Source organism: Methylocaldum sp. (genome assembly GCF_039794385.1).
Taxonomy (GTDB): domain Bacteria; phylum Pseudomonadota; class Gammaproteobacteria; order Methylococcales; family Methylococcaceae; genus Methylocaldum.
This window is the reverse complement of the sequence record NZ_JBDIVO010000052.1, coordinates 1-19,848: the sequence shown is the minus strand read 5'-3', so window position 1 is coordinate 19,848 and position 19,848 is coordinate 1. Positions and strand designations below refer to the sequence as shown.

The window sequence follows — 19,848 nt, the reverse complement described above, 5'->3', positions numbered from 1 at the left end:
GTTGAGGGAATCCGGCACGTGCTCGAATCCCTGGGGGCAGAGGTAGAAATCAAGTGGCTATAAGCTGTAAGAAGGTTCCCGGGATACCTAACAAGCCGCGGAGGGGTCTACTGTGAGCTCTTCGCCACCACGTCCCCGATCGCCCCAATCATCAACTGACTGGTCCTCGCCCCCGCATCGATATGGCCGCGGGCGCGTTCGCCGAGGAACGAGGCTCGTCCCTTGGTGGCGATCATGTCGCGGGTCGATTCGCAGCCCGCCTCGGCTACGCGGTTGACCGTTTCCAAAGCTTGCGTCAATTCCCAAGACTCTCGCGCTGCCTGTCGCAAAGCGTTCGCCACTGGTATCAAGACGTCGAGCATGGTTTTTTCGCCCAAATCGGCCTTGCCCCGTTGCTTGACCGATTCGACGCCCTGGCTGAAGGCTTCGGCCAGATTGGGTAGGTTCATGTCCTTGTCCCGCATGGCCTTGCTCATGGATAGAAAGAACGTGCCGTAGAGCGAACCGGAAGCCCCGCCCACGCTGCTCATGAGGCTCATGCCGATTTTCTGGAAGGCGGCGGACCAGTCCATGCGCCCGAGCTCTTCCGCCAACGCGTCCAATGCGGCCAGACCCCGCTGCAGGTTCGCGACATGATCGCCGTCGCCGATCGCCTGGTCGAGTTCGGTGACTTCCTCGGCGTGTTCGCGGATGACGGCATCGGCAGCCTGGATGTAGGCCTTGATTTGAGTGGTGCTTGCTGACATGGGACTACTCTTCGCAGTTGGTGACGGGTTCAAAAATGCGGCCGAGTCTCGACGAGCCGGCCATCAAAGGGTAATTTAGGCGCGCTTCGATCGGCAATCCATAATCGACAATCTATCCCATGACACTCAACGACATTCGCGCCCTGATCATCGATATGGACGGCGTGCTCTGGGAGGGCGATCGCCCGATGCCCGGACTGGTGGAGTTTTTCGAGACCCTGCGGGCCCGTGACATCCGTTTCGTATTGGCCACAAACAACGCCAGCAACACGCCGGAGCAGTACGTCGCCAAGCTCGCCCGCATGGGCGTTGGCGTCGACCGGGAGCAGGTGATCGGTTCCGGCCTCGCCGCCGCGCTGTATCTCAAGCAGCACGCGCCGGCCGGTGCCAAGGTGTTCCCCATCGGCGAGGACGGCGTGTGCCGGGCTTTGCTCGAAAACGGCTTCCGCCTGGCGGAACTCTACGAAAAGGATGCCGATTACGTGGTCTGCGGCCTGGACCGAACCCTGTCGTGGGACAAGCTGGCCACCGCCACCCTGAACCTTCGCGCCGGAGCGAAGTTTATCGGCACCAATCCCGACACTTCTCTTCCGACCGAGCATGGCATGACCCACGGCAACGGCGCGGTCTTGGCGGCCTTGCAAGCCGCCACGGGTATCGAACCCACCATCATCGGCAAGCCTGAGCCGATCATGTATCAACTGGCGATGGAGCGCTTGCAGGTGCCGCCCGAAGAAACCGTTGCCTTGGGCGATCGCCTGGACACCGACATCCTCGGTGCCGTGCGCGCAGGCATTCGGAGCATTTTGGTGCTTTCGGGCATTTCCACGCGGGCGCACCTGGCCGACCTCGATTATGCGCCGACCTGGGTGATGGAAGACATCCGTGAAGTTATGGCGCGATTCAATAAAAAAACAATCAGCACAGGCCGATGGCTGTAGTAGGTCGGCAATCCTTTGCCGACGAACCCTACGTCGGGAAAGGATTCCCGACCTACAACGGCCCAGCCGTAGGAAGGCAATCCTTTGCCGATAGATTTAACCTTATGAGGAGAACACGATGTCCCTGTTTCTGGATTCAGCCTTCCCCGCCGACGCACGCCAGGCGATGACGCTCGGCTTTGTTGCCGGGATAACGACCAATCCGACCTTGATGGCGAAAGTCGACCGCAAGCCGGAGGATGTGATCGCCGAATTGGCCGACATTTGCCCCGGTCCGGTTTTCTATCAGCTGACCGCGCCGACCGTGTCCGAACGCGAGGCCGAAGCGCGGCGTTTCCTGGCCTTGAGGTCCAACGTGGCGCTGAAGATCGGGATGACCACCGAAAATCTGGTGCTGGCCGCGAAGTTCGCCAAAGAAGGCGTCAAGGTCGGCATGACTGCCAGCTACAGTGCCGCGCAGACGTATCTCACCTGCGAGGCGGGCGTGGCGTATTCGATCGCCTATGTGAACCGCAGCACGCGTCTTCAAGGCGACGGCGCGGCGCTGGTTTCGGAGATGCGTGAGGTGGTCGATGCCTGCGACACGCCGACCACGATTCTGGTCGCGAGTCTGAAATCCGCGAGCGAAGTGGTGCAGGCTGTGGTCGCGGGCGCTCATCACGTCACCATTCCTTTGCCCCTGTTACTGGAAATGGGGGATCATCCCTTGTCCGATCAAGCCATCGAGGAATTCGGACGTGCGGTTCGCAATGCTTGAGGTCGCCGGCTTTCCGATATTCGATTACTCGGGGCGGCGGTCCCGGTCCTCCGGCGGAGCAGTCAGCGATTTCGCCAGCCGTTTGCAAGCCTTCAGTGCGACCTGGCGTAAGGCATAGGTCCTGGCGTAAGCGACCTTTCCGCTCGACCAGACCACGACACGGTATCCATCCAGAGTCCAATATAGCTCGATCGAGATGCTCGATTTGACCATGGAAATCAGCAACCAGAGTGCTGAGACGAAAGATAATGCCGGAAACTATGATTTGGATCGAATAACCCGAAACGCGTTTCTTTCTTACTGTCTTTGAGCGGCTTTTGAGCGTACGCCTATGCCCCGGAAAACACTTCCGCCTGAATCCGCCGAATTTCGTCGCGCAATCGTGCCGCTTCCTCGAATTCGAGTTCGCGGGCGTGGGTGTACATCTTTTCTTCGAGCTGCTTGATCAGCTTGGCGGCTTCCGCCGGTTTTACCGCGTGGTAGTCGGCGCCTTTCTCGGCCACTTTGGCCAGCTTCTTTTTCCCGGAACCCGTTTGTAAAGCGCCCGGTATCGGGACTTCCAGGATGTCCGTCACGCGCTTCGAGATACCGGTCGGGGTGAGGCCCGTTCGCTTGTTGTAGTCGATCTGCTTGGCACGGCGGCGTTCGGTTTCTTCGATCGCCCGCTGGATCGAGCCGGTGACCGTGTCCGCATAGAGGATTGCCTTCCCGCGAAGGTTGCGGGCGGCGCGGCCGATGGTCTGAATGAGCGAAACGGTAGACCGCAGGAAACCTTCCTTGTCGGCGTCGAGGATGGCGACCAGCGAGACTTCGGGGATGTCCAGACCTTCCCGCAGCAGATTGATGCCCACGAGCACGTCGAACCGACCGAGCCGGAGGTCGCGGATGATCTCGACGCGCTCCACGGTTTCGACGTCGGAATGGAGGTAACGCACGGCGATGTCGTGCTCGAACAGATATTCGGTCAAATCTTCCGCCATGCGCTTGGTCAGCGTGGTGACCAGCACCCGTTCGCTGCGGGCGATGCGCTCGCGAATTTCCGAAAGCAGGTCTTCCACCTGGCTCAGGGCAGGGCGTATTTCAACCTCGGGGTCCACCAGGCCGGTAGGCCGCACCACCTGCTCGATGACGGCTCCGGAATGCTTGAGTTCGTACGGTCCCGGCGTCGCCGAAATGTAGATGCGCTGCGGCGAACGGGCCTCGAACTCCTCGAACTTGAGCGGCCGGTTATCCAGGGCGGAGGGTAGGCGGAAACCGTACTCCACCAGCGTTTCCTTGCGCGAGCGGTCGCCCCGGTACATGGCGCCGAGCTGCGGAATGGTGACGTGGCTCTCGTCGATCACCAGCAAGGCATCGGCCGGCAGGTAATCGAACAGGGTGGGCGGGGGTTCGCCCGGCGCGCGGCCGGAGAGATAGCGCGAATAGTTCTCGATGCCCGAGCAATAGCCGACTTCCAGCATGATTTCGAGATCGAACAGCGTGCGCTGCTCCAGCCGCTGGGCTTCGACCAGCTTGTTGAGCGAGCGCAGCTCCTCCAGCCGTACCTTGAGATCGGCCTTGATCTGGTCCACGGCTTCCATGATTTTTTCCCGCGGCGTGACGTAATGGGTCTTGGGATAGACCGTGTAGCGGGCGATGCGGGAGATGATCTCTCCTGTCAGTGGATCGAACAGCGATAGCCGTTCGATCTCGTCGTCGAACAACTCGATGCGCAGCGCTTCCTTTTCGGATTCCGCCGGAAACACGTCGATCACATCGCCCCGCACCCGGTAGGTGGCGCGGCGCAGCTCGGTTTCGTTGCGGGTGTATTGCAATTCGGCCAGGCGGCGCAGGATCGTCCGCTGATCGATCATGTCCCCGCGCACCAGATGCAGCACCATGCTGAAATAGGAGGCCGGCTCGCCCAAGCCGTAGATTGAGGACACGGTCGCCACGATGATCGTGTCGCGCCGCTCGATCAGCGCCTTGGTGGCCGACAGGCGCATCTGCTCGATATGCTCGTTGAGCGAGGCGTCCTTCTGGATATAGGTATCGGAAGCCGGGACGTACGCTTCTGGCTGATAGTAGTCGTAATAGGAAACGAAGTATTCCACGGAGTTTTCCGGGAAAAATTCCTTCATTTCCCCGTAAAGCTGGGCGGCCAGCGTCTTGTTCGGCGCCAGGATCAGCGTCGGGCGCTGCACGGCCTGAATGACATTGGCGACGGTGAAGGTTTTTCCGGAACCGGTGACGCCCAAGAGAGTCTGGTGTAACAAGCCGTCGCCGAGACCTTCGATCAGTTGCCGGATCGCTTCCGGTTGATCGCCGGACGGCTTGAATTGGCTATGAAGATCGAAACTTTTTCCCCTGGTGGGATTCAGGGGCAAGGTTTCATCGAGTATCATTTTTTGCGGCATAAAGCCTGACCTATTTGACCAATCTTTAACTCGACACAATGAACATTAAACTTTCCGACCGCGTACAGTCGATCAAACCCTCACCTACCTTGGCCGTGACCGCGAGAGCGGCCGCCATGCGCGCCGCCGGCAAAGACATCGTGGGCCTCGGAGCCGGCGAGCCGGATTTCGATACCCCCGAGCATATCAAACAGGCTGCCATCAAGGCCATTCAGGACGGTTTCACCAAATATACGGCGGTCGACGGTACGCCCGGCCTCAAGAAGGCGGTGGTCGCAAAGTTCAAGCGGGAAAACGGGTTCGACTACGACGTCAAGCAAGTGTTGGTATCCTGCGGCGGCAAGCAGAGCTTTTACAACCTGGCGCAAGCGCTGTTGAATCCGGGCGACGAAGTCATCATTCCGGCGCCGTACTGGGTGTCCTACCCGGACATGGTGCTTTTGGCAGGCGCCGTCCCCGTCATTATCGACGCGCCGCAGTCGCAGAAGTTCAAAATCACGCCCGCCCAGCTCAAGGCGGCGCTGACACCGAAAACCCGGCTGTTCGTCATCAACAGCCCGTCCAACCCGACCGGCATGGCGTACAGTGACATCGAGCTCAAAGCCCTCGGCGAGGTGTTGAAAGACTATCCGGACGTGGTTGTCGCCACCGACGACATGTACGAGCACATCGTCTGGAAGGCCGGCAGCTTCTGCAATATTCTCAATGTCTGCCCGGAGCTGTACGACCGCACCGTGGTCTTGAACGGCGTATCCAAAGCCTATTCCATGACCGGCTGGCGTATCGGCTATGCGGCGGGACCCGCGAAGCTGATCGAGGCGATGACCAATATCCAGTCGCAAAGCACATCCAACCCCACGTCCATCTCTCAGGTGGCCGCAGAAATCGCTTTGACCGGCGATCAGTCCTTTATCGGCGAGATGGTCAAGGCCTTCAAGGAACGGCACGATTACGTGGTGAGCGAGTTGAACAGCATTCCCGGCGTATCCTGTCTCGAAACCGACGGGACCTTCTATGTCCTTCCCAATGTGCAGGGCGTGATCGACCGCATGCCGGGAATTTCCGACGACTTGGGCCTATCGGAGCATCTCATCGAGCACGGCGGCGTCGCCGTGGTTCCGGGCTCCGCTTTCGGCGCTCCGGGTCATGTGCGCCTCTCCATCGCCACCAGCATGGCCAATCTTCAGAAGGCCATGGAGCGGCTGAAGAGCGGTTTGACTTAAATCTTGGCTTTCGTGCCTTGGCCGCGGCAAGGATGCTGTTTCCAAGGCGCTAAACGTTCATTTTCTTGAACTCGGCGGATAGGCGGCTTAGCCGACTATCCGGGGTTCACTGGCGGGCGATGAGTGATGCGAGCGATTCGCCGGCCGAACCGTGTTAACATCGGGCCGACGATGCGGATTGCCCGGCATGGCCGCTGCCCGGGTGCGATATCCGCTAACCGGAATCTCGCCATTTGATGGAGACAGGATTCTCGTCATGGTTCACTCCAAGCTCTCGTCCGTATCGGCGTATGCCCTATCGTTCGGCGCAGCGGTTGCCGTAGCGCTGGCCATATTGCTCCTGCGCCCATCGTATCAAGGCGCGCCCATAGTGATGCCCTTTCTGCTGCCGGTGCTGATAGGCGCTCTTTACGGCGGATTCGGCCCAGGGCTGCTGGCCACGTTATCGGGCGCCGTGCTGGGTACTTATCTCGCGATAACTCCGGTTGGTTCGCCGAGGGGCGAGGGGGCTGACGAATGGATTCCGCTAGGCGCTTTTGTCGTAATGGGACTTGCCATCGTCCTACTGGTCCATTTATGGCGCACCGGGCTCGTGCGGCGCGAGTTGCAGGCGCGACAGCGATTGGAGGACGAGATTTTCAGACGCCAGCAGGCCGAAGAACAGCTCCGCGTCGAGCGCGATCGTTTTGTCGTGACCTTGACCAGCATCGGCGATGCGGCCGTCGTCACCGATACCGGGGGTCGTATAGAACTGTTCAATCCGACTGCGGAATCGCTGACCGGATGGATTCAGGATGAAGCGCGCGGCCAGCCGCTGGAGAACGTGTTTCGCGTCGTTAACGAGGAGACGCTCAATCCGATCGAAAACCCCGTCGAAAAGGTACTGAGAACCGGCGCCGTCGTCGGTCTCGCGAATCATACGGTGCTGATTGCGAGAGACGGACGGAAAATTCCGATCAGCGACAGCGCTGCGCCCATACGAGGCATGGATGGCCGGTTATTGGGCGTGATTCTGATTTTTCGAGATGTCACTGAAAGCCGCCGCGCGGAGGCTGCTCTCGCCGAATCGGAGGCGCTCTATCGTGCGATCGGCGAGTCGATCCCTTTCGGAGCCTGGATCTGCGAGCCGAACGGCGATATCCGCTACTTGAGCGATTCGTTCTTGAAAATGACCGGGATGACGCTGGACGAGTGCATACACGTCGGTTGGACCTCGCGTGTGCATCCGGAGGACCTGCAGCCCATCCTGGATCATTGGAGGTACTGCGTCAAAACCGGCTGCTTCTGGGATTACGAATATCGTATCCGGAGCGCGGAAGGCTCTTACCGACACATTTTGAGTCGCGGCGTCCCGATCCGGAACGCCGAAGGCAAGGTGACGGCCTGGGCGGGCATGAATCTCGACATTACCGAAATGAAAAAGCTACAGGATGAGCTGATCCGTAAGACCGAAGAGTTGACTGCCGCCGACCGGCAAAAGGATGAATTCTTGGCCACGCTGGCGCACGAAATGCGCAACCCGCTGGCGCCGATCATGAGCGCCGTACAGATCCTGCATCGAACCAGCGGCGACGGACCGCAGTACGCTTGGGCCAGAGATGTCATCGAGCGGCAGACGAAGCATCTCACCCGGCTGGTCGACGATTTGTTGGACGTGTCCCGCATCAGCCGCGGAAAGGTCACCTTGAACAAGCAGCCGCTGGAACTGGCCACCATCGTCAACCACGCCATGGAAACGAGCCGGCCGCTGATTCAGGCTCACGGCCACAGCATCAGCCTATCCCTGCCTTCCGAGCCGGTCTGGATCGAAGGCGACCAGATCCGAATCGCGCAAGTCGTATCGAATTTGCTCAACAATGCCGCCAAATATTCCGAGCCGAACAGACAGATTTGGCTGACGGCGGCAACGGAGAACGGACAGGCCGTCATCCGGGTGCGGGATGCAGGTGTCGGGATCAGTCCGGAGGTGTTGCCCCGCATTTTTGACCTTTTCGCCCAAGCCGACCGTTCTTTGGATCGTGCGAAAGGTGGGTTGGGCATCGGGCTCAGCCTTGTGAAACAATTGGTCGATTTGCACGGCGGCAGTGTCGAGGCAAAGAGCGAGGGTATCGGCAAGGGTTCCGAATTTATCGTCCGGTTGCCGTTGCTATGCGATAAGCCGGCGGAGCAGTCGACAGCCAAGCCAGAGGACGATACCGATGCGGAGAAACGCGCTGCGCTGCGCGTGCTGGTGGTTGACGACAATGCGGATGCCGTCGAGGGATTGTCTTTGCTGCTCGAGTTGGAAGGATGCGAGGTCGAGCGGGCGCCGGATGGCCCTACAGCTCTCGCGATTGCGCAGAGATTCGCCCCGGATGTGGTCTTGCTGGATATCGGGCTGCCCGTGATGGACGGCTGCGAAGTGGCGCAGAAGTTGCGCGCCATGCCTCAGATCCGGCAGGCCCTGTTGATCGCCATCAGTGGCTACGGCCAGGATCAGGACCGTTACCGCTGCCTCACGGCCGGTTTCGACCACCACTTCATCAAGCCGGTGAGGCTGGAGGACATCACCCGCGTGATTGCCGAGCATCGGCTGAGGAAGCCGGATACCGGGTCACAGTTCAAGACTTCGAGTTGCCAGTGATCGGATCGTGGACGACATCGGTCATGGCAGATATTTGATCAGCCGAGCCTGGATTCGCGTCATGGGAACCGTGTTGATCCCTCCCGCCTGATGTCCGCCGATGTTGCCGCCGGCAAACAATATGACCACATCGCCGTAATGGTAGGGCGGTCCGAAGAGGACGGCATCGGCACCGGCCGCTTTGGCTCGATCGACGATTGCGCCTACGGCCTCCCGGTCGGCACGGGCCGTAATCTCCGCGATTTCGATGAACGCCCTGTGTTCGGGCCAGGAATCCAGAATATCGATCTCGGCCGTTGGGGGATAGATCCGGCTGGTCAAGGGTTCCTCGCGTAATATCGGGGCGCACCCGGCCAGCAATAACATTACGATGACAAGCAGATACTTCATGACAGAACCTCGCGTCCTTGCGAAGCTTGGGCTTCGTATCGGCAAAACATGAATTCAATGAAAAAAACCGCCTCTCATCCTTGAAGCAAAGCGGCGGATACATTCCTATCCGAATCTTAGACGTGACGGAGACATTTGGGTTCCTGAGCGTGGCACGGGCCGGCCGAAACGTCGGAAAGCCGGTGCATCGATCTCAACCCCGATGGGGCCCCGCAAAACCCGCCAGTCCGTAAAGCGACAAGGCGGCGACCAATAGCCAGAACTGACCGACGTGAATGGCCAATACCGTGGCCAGAATGGCGGCGATGACCGATGCGCAGCCGTTGATTCCGAAAGCCCAGGGAATCAGCCGCTCCGCCTCGGCCGCCAGCCGCGAAAGCCCTAGCGGAAAAGGCATGCCCATAAAAAACGCCAACGGCGCGATAAGGGCGAGGACGACCGTCACTTTGATAGGGGCGGGAAGGGCGATGGATACATCAAACAGCGATGGTAGCGTTAAGAAATAAACTGCGGAGACGGCAATAATCGCTTTGGTAGCCCGAGAAATATGCATTCCGGCCTGTTGGGGCGTAATCCTCGCCGCATATCGGCTTCCCAGTCCGGCGAAGATCAGAAATCCTGCGAGTACCATCGCCACGGCATAGAGCGGATGACCCAGGTAAAGAATGAATTTCTGTATGTAAACGATTTCCGTAAACATGAATGCCAGGCCGATCGCGAAGAAATAGCCGAAAACCGGGGATCGTCGGCTATTTTTCAGCCCGCCGTCGCTCCGATGCATCAAGACCCCGAGCGGGGCCAGGATCAGCAAGGTACTGATGATCACTGATTGGAGCAGCGTTGCCAGCAGGATCGGATAGCCCATGTCGAGCAGCGAAAGTCCTCCCGACCCTTTCAGCTTGAAGGCTTCCGCTAGAAGCGGCCATTTGAAGAAGTGAAAGAAATACGGCCGGTCGTCGGTGGCTGGACGGACATCGAACTTGTAGCGCTCTGTAAACGATTCCCGTTCGGGACTCAGCAAGGCCGTCGCCGCTTCGAAGAAATAAGGTTCTTTCAACCGGTTGTGGAGATTGGCTTGCTGTGCTTCGATGCCGGGATAGTAGGCAAGGTCGAATGAGCGTTCGTCGCAGAACTGCCGCAGCGCGGCGATCTCCGGATCGGAAATTTCGCCGTTCTTGATCAACAGGGTGCTGGTCTGCCAGCCGCGGATCCAGATCAAGCGCCGTTCCGGCGCGCTCGCGCCGGCACGCGCCAAGGCATCGGCAGCGGTCGCGAACAGCTTGATCTCGTCACGGGGCGGCAGGCGGACCCAGCGGGTGATGGCCAGAAAACCTCCGGATCTCAGGTGCGCCAAATAGGCTTGCAGGGCCTCAACCGTATAGAGATAGCTTTCGTTCAGTGCATACGAACCCGCCGACGAGGTGTTGAAGGCGTCCAGCAAGGCGATTTGAATCAAATCGTAATGCTCCGCCGACGCGGCGACGAAACTCCTCGCCTCGGCCGCATGTACGCGAACCGAGGGCTGACCGTAAACCTGCCCGGCAAAATCGGCAAAATCGCGGGATACCAGGTCGATCATTTGCGGATTGAGTTCCACGGCGTCGATGCGTTCCGCATCGTGATAGATCGCCTGAAGCACCTCGCTGCCCCCTCCCGCGCCCAAAACGAGGACTTCCGGCTTCCGGGGCAACAGGTGATACGGCAGGGCGGACGGCACGTAATCGAGAAAAGCGAGGCTGCCTCGGCTTCCATCCCAACGATTGATGGCGCTCATGCCTTCGCCGTCGGTAAACACCGCCAGTTGCTCCGGCACCGGAACCGGGCTGTTCAGGCTGAGCCCCGGCGCATGGCGGAACGGTACTTCGGGGCTGCGCACCACGCTGAGCAGCCCGAGCGGGCTGGAACGTTCCTCGATTCGCTCCGCTCCGGACACGCGCAATGCCTGGGAGAGGCTTTTGTATTCCACCGGCCGGAGTTCCGCACCGCTCCAATGAACCAGAAGCCACAGAGCGGCAATCACCGCAACTAAAGGCGCGATCAGTTCGCGGGGACGCATTCCCAACGCAATCCAGGCCAAGGACGCGGCCGCAAATCCCGCTCCGCTCGCGAGGACCAGCGCATTCAACGGAAACACCAGGAACAGCAGAAGAACGACCGCCAAAGCGCCTGTTCCCGCTCCCGAGAGATCGGCCGCATAGGTGCGGCCTATCGTCGCTTTGTAGCGCTGGAAGGTCAGGCCGATGCAGTTGGCCGCGAAAAAGAAGGGCGGCGTCAGGATAAGGTAGATCAGAACGAGATGCCCCCATTCCCGCGGACTCCAAAGCACTTCCAGCGCATTGAAGGGCACTTGCTGCGCGGCCAGAAAGCACAATGTCGCGCTCAAGCCGAACAAAGCCGCGTTGAGAACGAATGCGGCACCGAAACGGGGCAACAAATATTCCCGTGCGAGCGTCAGGAACGTTCCGCTCGCGCCGTAGCCGAGCAGCGCCAAGCTGATCATCATGTAGGCAAAGTGATGCCATTGGATAATGGAAAAAAGCCGCATCAAGAGGATTTCATAGACCAGCGCCGCAGCCGAAATCAGCGAAACGGAGAGCAAGAGCAGCCGCGGCGGCGCTTCATGGCGCGCGCGCTCCTCGTCGCGGCGAGATTCGATCGCGGAATCGACCATGTCTAATGAGCGCCCGTCAAAGGCACGAATTGCACCGGCACGATCTGCCGAGTCGAGATCTTGCCCTGTTCGCTTTTCTCGACGAGCACCAGATACTGCAGCAGGAATTGTCCGCCGACCGGTATGATCATGCGGCCGCCCGGCTTGAGCTGTTGCACCAGCGGCGGCGGAATTTGCGTGGGGGCGGCGGTGACGATGATGGCATCGAAAGGCGCGTGTTCCGGCCAGCCGTAATAGCCGTCGCCGGTCTTGGTCTCAACCTTGGCGTAGCCCAGCCGTTTCAGACGTTCCGTCGCCATTTGGGTCAATTCCGGCACAATCTCGATGGAGTAGACCCGCTCGGCCAATTCCGCCAGGACGGCCGCCTGATAGCCGGAGCCGGTGCCGATTTCGAGCACCGTTTCATCCGGTTTGACGCGCAGCAGATCGGTCATCAGCGCCACGATGAAAGGCTGGGAAATGGTTTGTCCGTAACCGATGGGCAAAGGCCGGTTCGCATACGCGATACTGCGCAGATCCTCGCTCACGAACTCGTGCCGGGGAACCTTCCCCATGGCGGCCAGGACTTGGGCATCCAACTCGGTTTTGCCGATTTCGCTGCTGACCCAGCGGGTTTCGCGCTGGATTTCATCGATCAGAGCCTGGCGTTTGGCGGCATATTCGTCGGCGTGAGCCGCTGTGCCGAAGAGTCCGATGCACAGCAGCGCGACCGAGAATCTCAGACGGCGAGTGAAAGGCATCACTGAACCTCCTCCTGACGGATCCCCCGATCATACCGTTAGAGAGGGCTCGTGAGTCTTGGTATCCGTGAAAGTTGGAATAAAGTCGAGTCTGCGGCCGAATCCGCGACTCGGGGTAGCGTGTGAAGGGGTGTCGTCGAAACGAAAAGACGCCCGCTCAAGCGCCGTAGTGCGCTTGAGCGGGCGGAGAGCTCCTAACTTTGGAAAAAGAGGAACCGTTTCCGGATCAGTGCTTGCCCTCTGATTGCACGATCTTTCCGGATAATTCAATTCCGCGTTGAGCGGTCGTCAGAGCGCCCAGCCAAGACTCGACCTCGGCGCTGAGCTGGCCCGAGCCGGCCAGTTTGGCGGTTTGCTCGATCCAGCCGTGATCGGCGACGGGCAGCGGCAGGACGCCTTGGCCGCCCATGCCGTTGTTGCCGACGATATCGGCATCCTTGACGTCGGCGAGCATCACGCGGCCGGCGATTTCGAGCTTATCCATGTCGACCACGATGAGGTCGTTGGCGAACTTGCTGGCGACATAGGCGTAGTAGCCTCCGCCTTTTTTCATGCCGAAATTGACGCCATGGCAGCCCGGTTCGCAGGGCAGGCTCTTGAGCACCTTGTGAGTCGACGTGTCGGTGATGGTAATGGTCGCGCTCAGGGTATTGGCCGTGACCACGTATTTTCCGTCCGGGCTGATCGGGGTCTGGATCGGCAGCAGGCCGTAAGCCTCGCCGGTCGTCTTGCCGCTGATCGGATCGTAATCCGCAGCGAGATTGATGTCCTTGATCTTCTGCTTGCTCTTGATGTCGATCACGCTCAGGGTGCTGAGCAGCGGCGGTGTCCCGAGCAGGTTGGCTACATAGGCCTTGTCGGTCGCGTCGCCCCAGATGGCGATGGGAATCACGCCGACGTTCGGCACGGTGGAGGCCTGGCCGCTGTCCAGATCGACGATCGATACCGAGCCCGCCAAGGCATTCGGCGTCAGCGCGTATTTGCCGTCATGGGTCACGTGATGGCCATGGGGTCCGGAGTTCGGGCCAGTGTTAACGCTGTCCTGAGCCGTCGGGTGCTTGCCTCCGGTCAGCTTCAATACGCGGTCTTCGCCGTTGAGTGCCACGGTCAGGCTGTCATCCGACGGTCGCGACATGACATGAGAAGGCGATTGGCCGACCGTCAGAGCGCCGTAAATCTGTCCGGTTTCACGGTCGAAGGTGACCAAGCGCTTATCGAACCATTCGGTTTGATAGATGTACTTGTAGGACCTGTCCGTCCACATGTTGTGGGGATTGTTCATATTGATGTCGACGCCCTTGACCTTTTTCTTGATGGTCCAGTTCGCTGCGTCAACTTGTGTGGCGGAACCCGGCTTGCTCTTGCCCTTGATGGTCTCGAACTGAGCGTTCACCCAGACCTCGCCGACACCGGGCGTAGCCGGATTGGACAACTTGTTCGGCATGGATACGTTCAGCGCATCCAGGCTGATGACGGTTCCGCCCAGATTCAGTGGGATGGACGGCAGCTTTAGGTCCCAGTTCGGCTTGGAGTAGTCACGCCAGAGCGAGGGCGTGGTGGCAACGAAGAAGGTCCGAAGCAGCTTCTTGGCGATATCGCTGGTGGTCGGCACTTTTGCCCCGGTGACGAGCTGGATTTCGCTGCCCAGATCCAGCCCTTCCGTATTGGGGTCATCCACTACGACGGCGCCAAACATGTAGGGATGGACCTTGCAGGTAAATACGTACAGGCCGGGTTTATCGAACGTTTGTGTGACGCTGGCGCTCGACGGCTTGTCCTGGTCGACCGGGAACTTGGCGGCGCCGGGCTGCCACAACAGGCTGGTAATCGTGTGTTCGGCGTTGACGTCGGTCATCTTGATCAAGACCGCGTCGCCGGGTTTGACCACGACCAGGCTGTCGCCATCCGTCGGGTCTTTGAACCACCGACCGGGCTCGTCGGTCATTTCCAGCGCGCCGACCGGCATGACGCCCGGAACGCTGAGAATGACGTCGTCTTCGGACGAGGCTGTTTCGGCGCTCACGATGGGCGTCAAGCTCATGGTTCCGAGACTCACGGCAATGGCGGTGGTCAGTTTGCGAAACTTATTCATATTCATAACCTCTTGTTTTGATGTGATTTTGATAGAGCTTACTTGACGACTTTGAAGTCACCCATCATGCCGGCCTGCATGTGCTGGATGACATGGCAGTGGAAGTGCCAGTCGCCGGTGCCGACGCCTTCGCCGGCTTGGACGACGAACGTGTCGCGGCTGATCGGTCCGATGTTGACCGTATCGACGACATGGGTGGTGCCGGGGTTGAGCCAACGGTGCCCGTGCAAATGGAAGGTGTGGAAGGCGGTTCCCAGCCCGATCACGTGGAAGCGGACTTTCTCGCCGAGACGCGCGCCCACCGTGGGATTGGTCCACAGCGGAACCTGTTTGCCCTTGAGGATGTTATTGACTTCCATCCCCCAGAATGTCGTTTCGTGCATCCACAGGACGAACTCCCGTTTGATGTCGCTGACATTCACGTCCTCGATCTTGCCGTTGATGAGTGCCGGCACCTTTCCGCTACGCGGATTGACGATCAGGGTGCCGAACAGTCCCTTGTCCTCGGCTCCGAGCATGGGATTGCCGAAGGTGTGGTCGTGATACGGCCAGGTGCCGGCGGTACCCGGCGCTGCGGTCCATTTGTAGGTGTACGGCTTGCCGGGGAAGGCGGCTTCGTCGGCAACGCCGTTGAGCATCTTCATCGTGCCGTCGCTGCGGATATCGAAATGCACCCCGTGCACGTGCAGGCTGACGGGCTGATCGGTGTTGGGGATGCCGTTTTCCAGGGTGATTTCCGCAACATCGCCCTCGGTCATGACGATGGCAGGGCCCGGAATGGTCGGCTTGTCGCTGTACCGCGCAGTGACATCCTCGGTTTGGCCACCAGCAGTCTGGATCTTATGGCTCACCATCTGATAGCCGAATTGCCCGGACGGTAAGGGGGCTGCACGCAAGGTGATGCGATGGGTGCTCCCCGAAACCGAATCGGTTTTGGCAGGGACATACTCCGCTTGCGCGATCGGGATAAAAAAGATCGCCAACAGCAAAGGTGATGAGAGAAACGATGACGTTCGTCGGAGAATACACGAGAGACTCATAGTCACACTCCTAATAAAGGGTTCCAGTCCGTTTCCGGACCTGACGTCGGCCCAAAAAATTGATGCATCTCTTATGGCATCTTGTTTATCATGCATATTAAATACATGATTACGGTTCTAATGTATCGCACATGCATGTTTATATTTCAAGACGGCATGACCGAAAAAGTCAAGAAATTATTGAGTCGAAACTTTTGTGCCGCATTTGCCTTAACCCAATCGGTATCGTAAAACGGCTCTAATTGTCCATTCGAGGTGCTAAATGCAGCTGACCCGTTACACCGATTACGCTTTAAGAGTGCTGATGTATGTCGGCATACATACCGAACGCATGGTGACTATCGCCGAGATCGCCAGCGTGTTCGATATGTCTCACAACCATTTGATGAAGGTCGTTCAGGAGCTGTCCGCAAAGGGCTATGTCAAGAGCACGCGCGGAAAGCATGGCGGGATAGAGCTCGGACGCCCTCCCGAGGAGATCAATATCGGCGAGGTCGTACGCCACATGGAGAGCAACTTCCACGTTGTGGAATGCCTTGATCCCGGACGCAGTTTGTGCCGAATCATTCCGGGCTGCACCCTGAAAAAGGTACTCCAGGAAGCGGTCTCGGCCTTTCAGGAAGTTCTGAATCGGTATACGTTGGCGGATCTTCTTAAGAATCGCGCCGTGCTGAACCGATTGCTGACCGAGCGACGAGTCGTCAGCAGGGCTTGAGACGGCCGCTTCGTGCTGATTTACAAGCCGTGGAGACCTGGTTTTTTCTGGAAGTACCGGCGCAAGAGATCGAAACTAAGCGCCGTGGCGGTGGATTGTTTACGTGCGCTACCGCCGCCTATAGTCCGAGTTTGCCGCCAGACGCCATCGGGAGCCGCAAGGATGAAATGGACTTCGATCGTTGCGGTTTCGTCGTGTAGCTTGTCGCGGGTGTAGTAGGCGATTTGAGCAAGCGCATGATCCGCGCCTTGCTCCCGTAGACGCGGGGCAATCCATGCTGCGGCCCGGGCAAGATCGTCGGACGGCTCCACGCCGAAATATCGGCACAGGCCGGCCGAATCCGGGATCACGACCGCTCCGCGGAACCAGGGCTCGCCGGCGCAGCGGTTGGCCAGCTTGCCTCCGCTCAGAGTTTCAGCGACATAAAGCGTCGACCGGCGCGCGGCGAGTTCGTGGCCGACCACCGAAGCTATGTCGTTTTCCGCTTCCCCTGAGCCGCCGATAGCAAATACTGCATCCCCGATTGCGTCGGCGGCGCGTTTTGCGATGTCGTTGATCTCGGTCTCGGAGAAATCGGCGGGAAACAGCAGCTTGACCTGGTTTTCCGGTCCGCCGGCGCGAAAGCCGAGTTTTACCTCGGGCGGCAAGGCGATTCGATCGAGACGCTCCTGTAGACTCGATTCGCCCATGCCCACAGTGTTCAATACCACCAGCCGCGCCGGACACAACCGAAAGCGACGGTGCAGATCCGGTTTGATCCAGCGACGGAACATCGCCTTCATCTCGCCGGGCACGCCGGGCATGAAGACGAAGCGGCAACGGCCGGCCGTGAGAGCGAAGCCGGGAGCGGTGCCCCAAAGGTTGTCGAGACGCTCCGAGCCGCGCGGGAGGAGTGCCTGCTTCCTGTTGACGTCCGGCATCGCGCGTCCGAGCCTCGTGAAATAAGACTCGACCTGAGCCAGCGCGTCTTCGTCCAGTTCGAGGGGCGGGCCGAAAGCCTGGCTGACCGCTTCGGCGGTGAGATCGTCGCAGGTCGGTCCCAATCCGCCGGTACAAATGCAAAGATCGGCGCGCCCGGCGATTTCGCGGAGCAGATCGACCAACGCTTCCAGTCGGTCGCCGACCGCGGTATGCCGGGCCACGTCAAACCCCAGTGCAGTCAACTTTCGCGACAGCCAGGCCGAATTGGTATCGGTGATTTCGCCGGTGACGACTTCATCCCCTTGCGAAAAGATTTCTGCGACAGGTCTTTGCATGATCAATGTCCGGAATGTATGGCGGCCACCCGATGATGCCAGAAGGGCAGGGAGACCATGGCGAAGAGCGTGGTCAGCGAGACGGCCAGGGCGTAGAACGAGGTGTCGAGGCGGTAGCGGTCGCAATAAACGACGCCGAGCAGCATGCTCGGCATGGCGGCCTCCAATACGAGTGCTGTCAGAGTATCGCCCTCGAATCCCAGGGAGAGTCCCAATCCCAGACCGAACAACGGCATGGCGCCCATTTTGAACGCCACGACAAGCGAAGCGAGCGGCAGGTTACGGCTGTGCCAGGAATTCCAGCGCAGGCCGAGTCCCAGTGAAATCAGCATGAGAGGCACGACGGCCGCAGACAAGCCCATCAAAAACCGCTCCATCCAGGCGGGTTGCGCCACGCCCGCGAAATTCAGGCCTAGTGCGACCGCCGCGGCCCAGAGCGGCGGATTGAGCAGGAGAGAGCGGAGCATCGAACCGTTTTCCGAGTTCGTCGTACCGTAGTACCGGGCGATCAGGATGCCGAGGGTAAAAACCAGCGGCATGGATGCGAACAAATCGATTTGAATGACGATGGTGCGTGCCCACGTACCGAAGGTCTGCTCCAGCACGGGAAGCCCCATGTAGGTTACGTTCGAGAAAGCGATGCTCAGCATCGCGGCGCCCAAGCGTTGCGGTGCCAGCTTGATGAGACGGGCGGCCAGCCAGGTGATGGCGATGCCGAACAGAATGATTCCCGCGCCGAACAGCGAGATCTTCAGCGTCTCGATACCTAAATCGGCCGTCCACAGCACGGAAAGCACCAGCGCCGGCAGCAAAAGATGAAATACCACAGCGGTCAGCGCCAAGCGAGTTTGATCGGCATCCAGCCCGCCAGGCCGTATAATGCGCCACATTGCGCCGCACAGGATCAATACGGCCATCTGCATCAGCACGGAAACCATTCGCGACTCCTGGGTTCGAGGAGGCGTTATTCTAGCAATCGCAGTGCCGACACCGAGATCACAGCGGTCGAACGACCCGGAAAAAGAGGAACAGCCATGACCGACACCCTTTCGAAGAAACCTATCCCCTCCCGAGACCGCCTCATCATGGCTCTGGACCTGCCGAGCATTGCCGAAGCCAAGGACCTGGTGGAAACCTTGGGCGATTCGGTGAGTTTTTACAAAATCGGGCTGGAACTGTTCATGGCCGGCGACTACTTCGAATTGATCGAATGGCTCAAGAAGCGGGGCAAGAAGATCTTCGCCGACCTCAAGTTTTTCGACGTGCCGGAAACGGTTGCGCGGGCAGTTAGAGCCCTGAGCGCCCATGGCGTCGAATTCGCCACCGTGCACGGCAACGATGCGATCATGGAAGCCGCTGCGAAAGCCAAGGGCAATCTCAAGATTCTGGCCGTCACGGTATTGACCAGCCTCGATCAAGGCGATCTCAGGGATCTCGGCTTCGAGTGCGACGTGCAGCGCTTGGTTCTCTCCCGCGCCCGGCGCGCTTTGGCCTTGGGCTGCGACGGCGTGATTTCTTCGGGCCTTGAGGTTCCCGCATTGCGGCGGGAGATCGACGAAAAGCTGCTGGTCATTTCACCTGGCATTCGTCCCGTGGAAAACCGTCCGACGGACGACCAGAAGCGGGTTGTAACGGTCGAGCAAGCCTTCTTGAACGGCGCCGATTACATCGTCGTCGGCCGCCCGATACGGGACGCGGACAATCCGCGCGAGGCGGCGGAAAAGGTGCAGGCGCAGATCGAAAACGTGTTCAGGAGGGTGGCGAGTTAAAACGTCAGCTCTGGCTTGTCGTCTCGCGAGTCCCGCTATGCAAGCCCTTTGGCTGGAAGACAGACGGCTCTCCATTCGTAACGATCTTTCCATTCCCGTCCCGCCCGCAGGCGAGGCGCTGGTTCGGGTGGGGCTCGCAGGCATCTGCGGCACCGATTTGGAGTTGGTGCGGGGTTATTATCCTTACGCCGGCATTCCCGGACATGAATTCGTCGGCGAAGTCGCCGACTCGCCCGATGGTACGCTCATAGGCTGCCGGATAGTCGGTGAAATCAATGTCTCTTGCGGAGAGTGCGAGAGCTGCCGGCGAAATCTTCCCACCCACTGCGAGCGCCGTACCGTGCTCGGTATCCGCGATCGGCACGGCGCATTCGCCGAATATCTCACCTTGCCTTTGCGGAATCTGCATCGGGTGCCGGACACCGTGCCGGATGAGGCGGCGGTCTTTGCCGAACCACTCGCCGCGGCGCTGCAAATTCAGCGGCAAAT

At 59.6% G+C, this 19,848-nt stretch carries 17 protein-coding genes; 7 read left to right on the top strand and 10 right to left on the bottom strand.

The genetic code is table 11. From position 1 onward, the window contains the following. Positions 1-107: 107 nt before the first annotated feature. On the bottom strand, positions 108-746 hold the full coding sequence (gene dhaL, locus ABJK70_RS07230) for a dihydroxyacetone kinase subunit DhaL (RefSeq protein ID WP_347257652.1): 639 nt from the start codon (positions 744-746) through the stop codon (positions 108-110). Positions 747-865: 119 nt separating this feature from the next. Between dhaL and ABJK70_RS07225 the strand changes: the two genes are divergently transcribed. Together ABJK70_RS07225 and ABJK70_RS07220 are read left to right on the top strand one after the other, a co-directional pair. Further along, positions 866-1,687 (top strand): HAD-IIA family hydrolase, encoded by an 822-nt coding sequence (locus ABJK70_RS07225; protein WP_347257651.1) that lies wholly within the window; start codon positions 866-868, stop codon positions 1,685-1,687. Positions 1,688-1,805: 118 nt separating this feature from the next. Further along, on the top strand, positions 1,806-2,444 hold the full coding sequence (locus ABJK70_RS07220; RefSeq protein ID WP_133717690.1) for a transaldolase family protein: 639 nt from the start codon (positions 1,806-1,808) through the stop codon (positions 2,442-2,444). A 24-nt stretch (positions 2,445-2,468) separates the two neighbouring features. Here ABJK70_RS07220 and ABJK70_RS07215 read toward each other — a convergent pair whose 3' ends face one another. Next, on the bottom strand, positions 2,469-2,657 hold the full coding sequence (locus ABJK70_RS07215) for a hypothetical protein (protein ID WP_347257650.1): 189 nt from the start codon (positions 2,655-2,657) through the stop codon (positions 2,469-2,471). A gap of 116 nt (positions 2,658-2,773) precedes the next feature. Beyond that, complete coding sequence (gene uvrB / locus ABJK70_RS07210) at positions 2,774-4,828, bottom strand: excinuclease ABC subunit UvrB (RefSeq protein WP_077728540.1); 2,055 nt, start codon at positions 4,826-4,828, stop codon at positions 2,774-2,776. A 50-nt stretch (positions 4,829-4,878) separates the two neighbouring features. Between uvrB and ABJK70_RS07205 the strand changes: the two genes are divergently transcribed. Further along, positions 4,879-6,063: a pyridoxal phosphate-dependent aminotransferase gene (locus ABJK70_RS07205; RefSeq protein ID WP_086135191.1), complete on the top strand. Its 1,185-nt coding sequence runs from the start codon at positions 4,879-4,881 to the stop codon at positions 6,061-6,063. Between the two features lie 256 nt (positions 6,064-6,319). Continuing rightward, complete coding sequence (locus tag ABJK70_RS07200; protein ID WP_347257649.1) at positions 6,320-8,686, top strand: PAS domain S-box protein; 2,367 nt, start codon at positions 6,320-6,322, stop codon at positions 8,684-8,686. Between the two features lie 21 nt (positions 8,687-8,707). Here ABJK70_RS07200 and ABJK70_RS07195 read toward each other — a convergent pair whose 3' ends face one another. The 5 genes from ABJK70_RS07195 to ABJK70_RS07175 form a co-directional block, all read right to left on the bottom strand. Further along, a complete protein-coding gene (locus ABJK70_RS07195) occupies positions 8,708-9,076 on the bottom strand; it encodes a hypothetical protein (protein WP_347257648.1) in 369 nt (122 codons plus the stop codon). A 193-nt stretch (positions 9,077-9,269) separates the two neighbouring features. Then, positions 9,270-11,747, bottom strand: a complete 2,478-nt coding sequence (locus ABJK70_RS07190; protein ID WP_347257647.1) for an SAM-dependent methyltransferase — start codon at positions 11,745-11,747, stop codon at positions 9,270-9,272. A 2-nt stretch (positions 11,748-11,749) separates the two neighbouring features. Further along, the gene (locus ABJK70_RS07185) at positions 11,750-12,487 is read right to left on the bottom strand and encodes a protein-L-isoaspartate(D-aspartate) O-methyltransferase (RefSeq protein ID WP_347257653.1); all 738 of its coding nucleotides are present in this window, start codon (positions 12,485-12,487) and stop codon (positions 11,750-11,752) included. Between the two features lie 226 nt (positions 12,488-12,713). Beyond that, the gene (locus ABJK70_RS07180) at positions 12,714-14,579 is read right to left on the bottom strand and encodes a hypothetical protein (RefSeq protein WP_133717684.1); all 1,866 of its coding nucleotides are present in this window, start codon (positions 14,577-14,579) and stop codon (positions 12,714-12,716) included. A gap of 38 nt (positions 14,580-14,617) precedes the next feature. Then, positions 14,618-15,619, bottom strand: coding sequence for a multicopper oxidase domain-containing protein (locus ABJK70_RS07175; RefSeq protein ID WP_347257646.1), 1,002 nt, complete (start codon positions 15,617-15,619; stop codon positions 14,618-14,620). A 262-nt stretch (positions 15,620-15,881) separates the two neighbouring features. Here ABJK70_RS07175 and ABJK70_RS07170 point away from each other — a divergent pair, with 262 nt between their 5' ends. Beyond that, positions 15,882-16,334, top strand: coding sequence for an Rrf2 family transcriptional regulator (locus tag ABJK70_RS07170; RefSeq protein ID WP_133717683.1), 453 nt, complete (start codon positions 15,882-15,884; stop codon positions 16,332-16,334). Positions 16,335-16,354: 20 nt separating this feature from the next. Here the strand turns inward: ABJK70_RS07170 and ABJK70_RS07165 are convergent, their stop codons facing one another. Next, a complete protein-coding gene (locus ABJK70_RS07165; RefSeq protein WP_347257645.1) occupies positions 16,355-17,590 on the bottom strand; it encodes a molybdopterin-binding protein in 1,236 nt (411 codons plus the stop codon). A gap of 2 nt (positions 17,591-17,592) precedes the next feature. Further along, complete coding sequence (locus ABJK70_RS07160; RefSeq protein ID WP_347257644.1) at positions 17,593-18,528, bottom strand: AEC family transporter; 936 nt, start codon at positions 18,526-18,528, stop codon at positions 17,593-17,595. A 96-nt stretch (positions 18,529-18,624) separates the two neighbouring features. Here ABJK70_RS07160 and pyrF point away from each other — a divergent pair, with 96 nt between their 5' ends. After that, complete coding sequence (gene pyrF, locus ABJK70_RS07155; protein WP_347257643.1) at positions 18,625-19,359, top strand: orotidine-5'-phosphate decarboxylase; 735 nt, start codon at positions 18,625-18,627, stop codon at positions 19,357-19,359. A gap of 37 nt (positions 19,360-19,396) precedes the next feature. Beyond that, positions 19,397-19,848 (top strand): alcohol dehydrogenase catalytic domain-containing protein (locus ABJK70_RS07150; protein WP_347257642.1); only part of this gene is annotated, 452 nt, incomplete at its 3' end.

Bases quoted from the DNA above. Each gene is read 5' to 3' on its own strand.
- dhaL (WP_347257652.1), bottom strand. From the start codon at position 746: ATGTCAGCAAGCACCACTCAAATCAAGGCCTACATCCAGGCTGCCGAT.
- ABJK70_RS07225 (WP_347257651.1), top strand. From the start codon at position 866: ATGACACTCAACGACATTCGCGCCCTGATCATCGATATGGACGGCGTG.
- ABJK70_RS07220 (WP_133717690.1), top strand. From the start codon at position 1,806: ATGTCCCTGTTTCTGGATTCAGCCTTCCCCGCCGACGCACGCCAGGCG.
- ABJK70_RS07215 (WP_347257650.1), bottom strand. From the start codon at position 2,657: ATGGTCAAATCGAGCATCTCGATCGAGCTATATTGGACTCTGGATGGA.
- uvrB (WP_077728540.1), bottom strand. From the start codon at position 4,828: ATGATACTCGATGAAACCTTGCCCCTGAATCCCACCAGGGGAAAAAGT.
- ABJK70_RS07205 (WP_086135191.1), top strand. From the start codon at position 4,879: ATGAACATTAAACTTTCCGACCGCGTACAGTCGATCAAACCCTCACCT.
- ABJK70_RS07200 (WP_347257649.1), top strand. From the start codon at position 6,320: ATGGTTCACTCCAAGCTCTCGTCCGTATCGGCGTATGCCCTATCGTTC.
- ABJK70_RS07195 (WP_347257648.1), bottom strand. From the start codon at position 9,076: ATGAAGTATCTGCTTGTCATCGTAATGTTATTGCTGGCCGGGTGCGCC.
- ABJK70_RS07190 (WP_347257647.1), bottom strand. From the start codon at position 11,747: ATGGTCGATTCCGCGATCGAATCTCGCCGCGACGAGGAGCGCGCGCGC.
- ABJK70_RS07185 (WP_347257653.1), bottom strand. From the start codon at position 12,487: ATGCCTTTCACTCGCCGTCTGAGATTCTCGGTCGCGCTGCTGTGCATC.
- ABJK70_RS07180 (WP_133717684.1), bottom strand. From the start codon at position 14,579: ATGAATAAGTTTCGCAAACTGACCACCGCCATTGCCGTGAGTCTCGGA.
- ABJK70_RS07175 (WP_347257646.1), bottom strand. From the start codon at position 15,619: ATGAGTCTCTCGTGTATTCTCCGACGAACGTCATCGTTTCTCTCATCA.
- ABJK70_RS07170 (WP_133717683.1), top strand. From the start codon at position 15,882: ATGCAGCTGACCCGTTACACCGATTACGCTTTAAGAGTGCTGATGTAT.
- ABJK70_RS07165 (WP_347257645.1), bottom strand. From the start codon at position 17,590: ATGCAAAGACCTGTCGCAGAAATCTTTTCGCAAGGGGATGAAGTCGTC.
- ABJK70_RS07160 (WP_347257644.1), bottom strand. From the start codon at position 18,528: ATGGTTTCCGTGCTGATGCAGATGGCCGTATTGATCCTGTGCGGCGCA.
- pyrF (WP_347257643.1), top strand. From the start codon at position 18,625: ATGACCGACACCCTTTCGAAGAAACCTATCCCCTCCCGAGACCGCCTC.